This is a genomic window from Roseateles sp. P5_E11 (assembly GCF_054049355.1).
Genome location: NZ_JBFUMO010000409.1, coordinates 1 through 5361, shown reverse-complemented (window position 1 = coordinate 5361; position 5361 = coordinate 1). Strand labels below are relative to the sequence as shown.

Annotated in this window: 5 protein-coding genes and 1 pseudogene; 1 reads left to right on the top strand and 5 read right to left on the bottom strand. The window is 67.3% G+C overall.

Translation table 11 applies throughout. The annotated features are described in order from the left end of the window. Nucleotides 1-63 precede the first annotated feature (63 nt). The gene (locus ACXJKR_RS23255; RefSeq protein WP_457324820.1) at nt 64-966 is read right to left on the bottom strand and encodes a helix-turn-helix domain-containing protein; all 903 of its coding nucleotides are present in this window, start codon (nt 964-966) and stop codon (nt 64-66) included. Nucleotides 967-1068: 102 nt separating this feature from the next. Here ACXJKR_RS23255 and ACXJKR_RS23250 point away from each other — a divergent pair, with 102 nt between their 5' ends. Further along, on the top strand, nt 1069-1980 hold the full coding sequence (locus ACXJKR_RS23250) for a DMT family transporter (protein WP_457324819.1): 912 nt from the start codon (nt 1069-1071) through the stop codon (nt 1978-1980). On the opposite strand, the gene ACXJKR_RS23245 is transcribed toward ACXJKR_RS23250, so the two are convergent. The 4 genes and pseudogenes from ACXJKR_RS23245 to ACXJKR_RS23230 all read right to left on the bottom strand — a co-directional run. Beyond that, nucleotides 1913-2896 carry a branched-chain amino acid ABC transporter permease gene (locus ACXJKR_RS23245; protein WP_457324818.1) on the bottom strand — a complete coding sequence of 328 codons (984 nt, stop codon included), beginning with the start codon at nt 2894-2896 and terminating at the stop codon, nt 1913-1915. The two genes, ACXJKR_RS23250 and ACXJKR_RS23245, sit on opposite strands and share 68 nt — an antisense overlap. Next, nucleotides 2893-3780 carry a branched-chain amino acid ABC transporter permease gene (locus ACXJKR_RS23240; protein ID WP_056200980.1) on the bottom strand — a complete coding sequence of 296 codons (888 nt, stop codon included), beginning with the start codon at nt 3778-3780 and terminating at the stop codon, nt 2893-2895. The genes ACXJKR_RS23245 and ACXJKR_RS23240 overlap by 4 nt, the downstream gene beginning before the upstream one ends. A gap of 160 nt (nt 3781-3940) precedes the next feature. Beyond that, nucleotides 3941-5137, bottom strand: a complete 1197-nt coding sequence (locus tag ACXJKR_RS23235; protein ID WP_457324817.1) for an ABC transporter substrate-binding protein — start codon at nt 5135-5137, stop codon at nt 3941-3943. A 26-nt stretch (nt 5138-5163) separates the two neighbouring features. Beyond that, nucleotides 5164-5361, bottom strand: a pseudogene (locus ACXJKR_RS23230) (ABC transporter ATP-binding protein); the annotation flags it as partial.

Here is a 5361-nt window from a genome sequence, read left to right as displayed (position 1 = left end):
CCATGTCGCCGCCGGACGCTCCCCCTAACTCGCCAGTGAATGCTGACGGCGTACTGGCAGCAGTCAGCGCAAGCCCATGGTGCGCCGGTACTGGCCCGGCGTCGCGCCCAGGGCGCCATTGACGTGGCGGGTCAAATGGCTGGCGCCGGCATAGCCGCAGGCGGCGGCGACGTCGGCCAGGGGCAGGGCGGTGTCGCGCAGCAACGTGCGGGCGCGGTCCAGGCGGCGGGCGGCGACCCAGTCGTGCACGCTGCAGCCCATGGAGACGCGGAACATGCGGGCGAAATGGAATTCGGACAGGTGGACCTGGGCGGCCAGCCGGGGCAGGCTCAACTCGGCGCTGTCGAGGTGGGCATCAACGAAGTCCAGCACCCGACGCCGCGCCGCCCCGGACAAGCCACCCGGCGAGCGTTCGGCTCGCTCACGCAGCCGCGGCCGGGCGGCCTGCAGCACGAGGTGATCCAGCGCGGCCTGGCTCAGCGCATCGATGCGCAGGCGCTCGGCGGGGTCCTGCCAGTCGTACCTGGCAACGCCCTGGGCCCAGGCGGCAAGTGTGGCGTCCTCGCCAAAGATGCGCTGCTCCAGCGTGATGGCGCGGGGCTCGGCGTCCAGCAGGCGGACGATGCGGTCGGCCCAGGCGTCGTCCGACAGGTAGAGGTGGACGAAGCGCAGCGGCCCGGCCACGTTCCAGCGCGACTCGTGCTCGGCTGGCAGGATGCAGTGGCAGCCGGGCGAGCCGGTCTCGCGGGGTGTCTCGATGAGGTGGGTGTCGTGTCCGCCCTGCAGATAGACCGACAGGGTGTGGTGGCCGGGCCGCTGGTAGTCCATGCGCCCGCCGTCGTTGCACCACTGCACCAGGCGCAGGTCGTCGGCGAGCGTCAGCTCACGTTCCCGGCGCGCGCTGGAGCGGCCCAGCACGTCGAAGACGGGCTGGTGGGCCGTGGCGCCGGCGGTCAGGTCGAGCATGCAGCGATGCTAGGTGCTAAGCCCTTCCCCGTGCCGGCCTGAGGCCGACGATGCGCAGGAATATGCAATCGCACGGCCGCCCGCGGCGCCACGATGGCGGGCATGAATGCCTTCCTCTACCTGCTCGTCGTGCTGATCTGGGGTACGACCTGGATCGCCCTGAAGTGGCAACTGGGCCCCGTGCCGATTGCGCTGTCCATCGCCTACCGCTTCGGCCTCGCGGCCCTGGTGCTGTTCGCCTGGCTGGCCTGGCGGCGCCAGCTCGTCGTGCCGCGTGGGCGGGCGCTCACTTGGGTGCTCGCCCAGGGACTGTGTCTGTTCTGCCTGAACTTCGTCTGTTTCCTGAACGCCAGCCAGACGCTGGCCAGCGGCCTGGTGGCGGTCGTGTTTTCCAGCGCGGCGCTGTGGAACGCGCTGCTGGCGCGTCTTGTTCATGGCCGCGCCATCGTGCCCCAGGTCCTGGCGGGTGGCTCGCTCGGCCTGACGGGGCTGGTGCTGCTGTTCTGGCCCGAGATCCGTGGTGGCCACGCCAGCCTGGCCGGCCTGGCCTGGGCGCTGGGTGGCACGCTGTGCTTCTCGACCGGCAACCTGCTGTCGGCCGCGCTGCAGCAGCAGGGCCTGAAACCGGTGCAGACCAACGCCTGGGGCATGGCGGTGGGCACGGCGATCCTGACGGGCTATGCGCTGTTGGCCGGCGTGCCTTTCGCGTTCGACGCGAGCACCCGCTACCTCGGCGCGCTGCTGTACCTGGCTATCCCGGGTTCGGTCATCGGCTTCACGGCCTACCTGACGCTGGTGGGCCGCCTCGGTCCCGAGCGGGCCGCCTACAGCACGGTGCTGTTCCCGGTCGTCGCGCTGAACGTGTCGGCCTGGGTGGAGGGCTACGAGTGGACGGCGCCGGCGCTCGCCGGGCTGGTGCTGGTGATGGCGGGCAATGTGCTGGTGTTCAGGAAGCGGGTTGTTTCGGCTTGCGCTCCAGCAGCGCCATCGCCTCGCCCACCAGTCCGCGCCTGAAGGCCAGCACGCAGACGATGAAGATCAGCCCGGTGACGAGGCTGACAGATTCGCCCAGGCTGTTGAACCAGGCCACGCCGGTCAGCTCGCCCAGCCAATTGCCGAAGTCGCCGATCTTGTTCTCCAGCGCGATGATGACCAGCGCCCCCACCATGGGGCCGACCAGCGTGCCCATGCCGCCCACCAGCGTCATCAGGATGACGAGGCCTGAGGTGGTCCAGATCGCGTCGGTCAGCGTGGCGAAGCCCAGCACCAGCGTCTTGGTGGAACCGGCCAGGCCAGCCAGCGCGGCCGATAGCACGAAGGCCAGCAGCTTGAAGTGGCCGGTGTCGTAGCCCAGCGACGTGGCGCGGGCCTCGTTCTCGCGGATGGACGTCAGCACCTGGCCGAACGGCGAGTGGACGATGCGGTAGATCAGCCAGAAGGCGGCGATGAAGATGGCCAGAACGACGTAGAACAGCACCAGGTCGTTTTCCAGGTGCAGGCCCAGGAAGCTGCCGCGCGGCACCGACTGCAGGCCGTCTTCCCCGCCGGTGAAGGGGGTCTGCAGGAAGAAGAAGTACAGCATCTGCGCCAGGGCCAGCGTGATCATCGAGAAATAGATGCCCGAGCGGCGGATGGCCAGCAGACCGAACAGCAGGCCCACACCGGCCGCGCCCGCCATGCCGACGAGGATGCCCACCGGCGTCGGCAGGCCCCAGACCTTGAGCGCATGGCCGGTCACATAGGCCGCGGTGCCCAGGAAGGCCGCATGGCCAAAGGACAGCAGGCCCGTGAAGCCGACGAGCAGGTTGAAGGCGCAGGCGAACAGCGCGTAGCAGAGCACCTTCATCACGAAGACGGGGTAGACGCCGAACGCTGGCAGCAGTGCGATAGCGACGAAGAGCGCGGCGTAGCCGAGGACTTTCTTGTTCATTTTTCTTTGCCGAACAGGCCGGCCGGGCGAACGAGCAGCACGATGGCCATGACGACGAACACCACCGTGTTGGACGCCTCGGGATAGAAGACCTTGGTCAGCCCTTCAACGATGCCCAAYCCAAGCCCGGTCAGGATGGAGCCGAGGATGGAGCCCATGCCGCCGATCACCACCACCGCGAACACCACGATGATGAGGTTGGTGCCCATCAGCGCCGACACCTGCAGGATGGGCGCAGCCAGCACGCCCGCGAATGCCGCGAGGGCCACGCCACCGGCATAGGTCAGCGTGACCATCAGCGGCACATTGATGCCGAACGCCTGCACGAGCTTGGGGTTCTCGGTGCCGGCGCGCAGCTTGGCGCCCAGCGACGTCTTCTCGATCAGCGCCCACACCGCGAAGCACACGATCAGCGACGCGACGACGACCCAGGCCCGGTAGTTGGGCAGGATCATGAAGCCCAGGTTGGTGGCGCCCTGCAGCGCGTCGGGCACCTGATAAGGCTGGCCCGACACACCGTAGACGCTGCGGAACACGCCCTCGATGACGAGGGTGATGCCGAAGGTCAGCAGCAGGCCGTAGAGGTGGTCCAGCTTGTAGAGCCACTGCAGCATCGTGCGTTCAATGACGATGCCGATGAGGCCGACCGCGAGCGGCGCGAGACCGAGCATGAGCCAGTAGTTCAGCCCCAGGTATTCCAGCCCCATCCAGGCGAAGAAAGCCCCCATCATGTACAGCGCCCCGTGGGCGAAGTTGATGATGTTGAGCATGCCGAAGATGACCGCCAGGCCCAGGGACAGCATCGCGTAGAACGAGCCGTTAACCAGGCCGAGCAGCAGCTGGCCCAAGAGGGCCGGCAGCGGAATACCGAAGATTTCTGTCATGGCAATCGTGTTCAGACCCTGGACGCCCGCCGGGCCGCTCCCAAGGGCGGCCAGGGCCGATGTCGATGCCGGCTCTCGCCGGCATCGATCGGCGTCCCCTCGGGGGACCGACCAGAAACGCGCGCGTCCAGCAGCGCGGGGCTGGGCGAGGGGTTCACGTTCACTTCTTCACCAGCGGGCACTTGCTGTCCGCGAGCTTGGTGAAAGCCTCGTCGCCCGGGATGCGCGTCACGACCTTGTAGTAGTCCCAGGGCTCGGTCGATTCCTTCACCGACTTGACCTGCATCAGGAACATGTCGTGGATGCCGCGGCCRTCTTCCTTGCGGATGGTGCCCTTGGTGTAGAAGTCGTTGATCGGCGTGTCCTTCATCTTGGCCATGACCTTGTCGGCGTCGTCGGTCTTGGTGGCGTCGACGGCCTTCAGGTAGTGGGTCACGGCCGAGTAGTCCGCGGCCTGCAGCGACGAGGGCATGCGCTTCATCTTGTCGAAGAAGCGGCGGCTCCAGGCGCGTGCCTCGGGGCTCTGATTCCAGTACCAGGAGTCGGTCAGGTACATGCCCTCGGTCGTCTTCAGGCCCAGCGAGTGCACGTCGTTGATGAACATCAGCAGGCCGGCGAGCTTCATACCCTTGGTGATGCCGAACTCGTTGGCGGCCTTGATCGTGTTGATGGTGTCGCCACCCGCGTTGGCCAGGCCGAGGATCTGCGCGCCGGAGCCCTGTGCCTGCAGCAGGAAGCTGGAGAAGTCGTTGGCGTTCAGCGGGTGCTTGACGCTGCCCTTGACCGTGCCGCCGCTCTTCTGCACGACGGCGGCCGTGTCGGCCTGCAGGGCCGCGCCGAAGGCGTAGTCGGCGGTCAGGAAGAACCAGGTTTTGCCGCCGGCCTTGGTCACCGCGGCGCCCGTGCCGTTGGCCAGGGCCACGGTGTCGTAGGCGTAGTGGATGGTGTAGGGCGTGCAATTGGCATTCGTCAGGGCCGAGCTGCCGGCGCCGATGGAGATGAAGGGCTTCTTCTTCTCGGCGGCTACGGTGGCAATGGCCAGGTTGACGCCCGAGTTGGTGCCGCCCACCAGCAGGTCGAGCCCTTGCGTGTCCATCCACTCGCGCGCCTTGGCGGAGGCGACGTCGGCCTTGTTCTGGTGGTCGGCAAAGATCAGCTCGACCTTCTTGCCCGCGGCCACACCCTTGAGGTCGGCGATGGCCATCTTGATCGCCTCGACACCGCCGGCACCGTCGATGTCGGCATAGACGCTGGACATGTCGGTCAGGAAACCGATCTTGATGACGTCGCCCGAGATCTGGGCCTGGGCGGTAAAGCCGCAGGTGGCGAGCGCGGCGGCAATGAGGGTCTTTTTCATGGTTGTCTCCGGTGGGTTGTTTGGATTCAAACGCTGAGCAGCTCGTCCATCTGGGCCTGGTGGGCCGGCAGGTCGGCTGCGGGGAAGGACAGCACGACTTCGCCGTGCTCGATGACTAGAAAATGGTCGGCCAGGGGCGCGGCGAAGCGGAAGTTCTGCTCCACCATGACGATGGTGAAGCCCTGGCTCTTCAGCGTGCGGATCATGCGGGCCAGGGCCTGGAC

What these genes read in the sequence shown, in the direction of transcription:
- ACXJKR_RS23255 (WP_457324820.1), bottom strand. Translation starts at nt 966, where the DNA reads ATGCTCGACCTGACCGCCGGCGCCACGGCCCACCAGCCCGTCTTCGAC.
- ACXJKR_RS23250 (WP_457324819.1), top strand. Translation starts at nt 1,069, where the DNA reads ATGAATGCCTTCCTCTACCTGCTCGTCGTGCTGATCTGGGGTACGACC.
- ACXJKR_RS23245 (WP_457324818.1), bottom strand. Translation starts at nt 2,896, where the DNA reads ATGAACAAGAAAGTCCTCGGCTACGCCGCGCTCTTCGTCGCTATCGCA.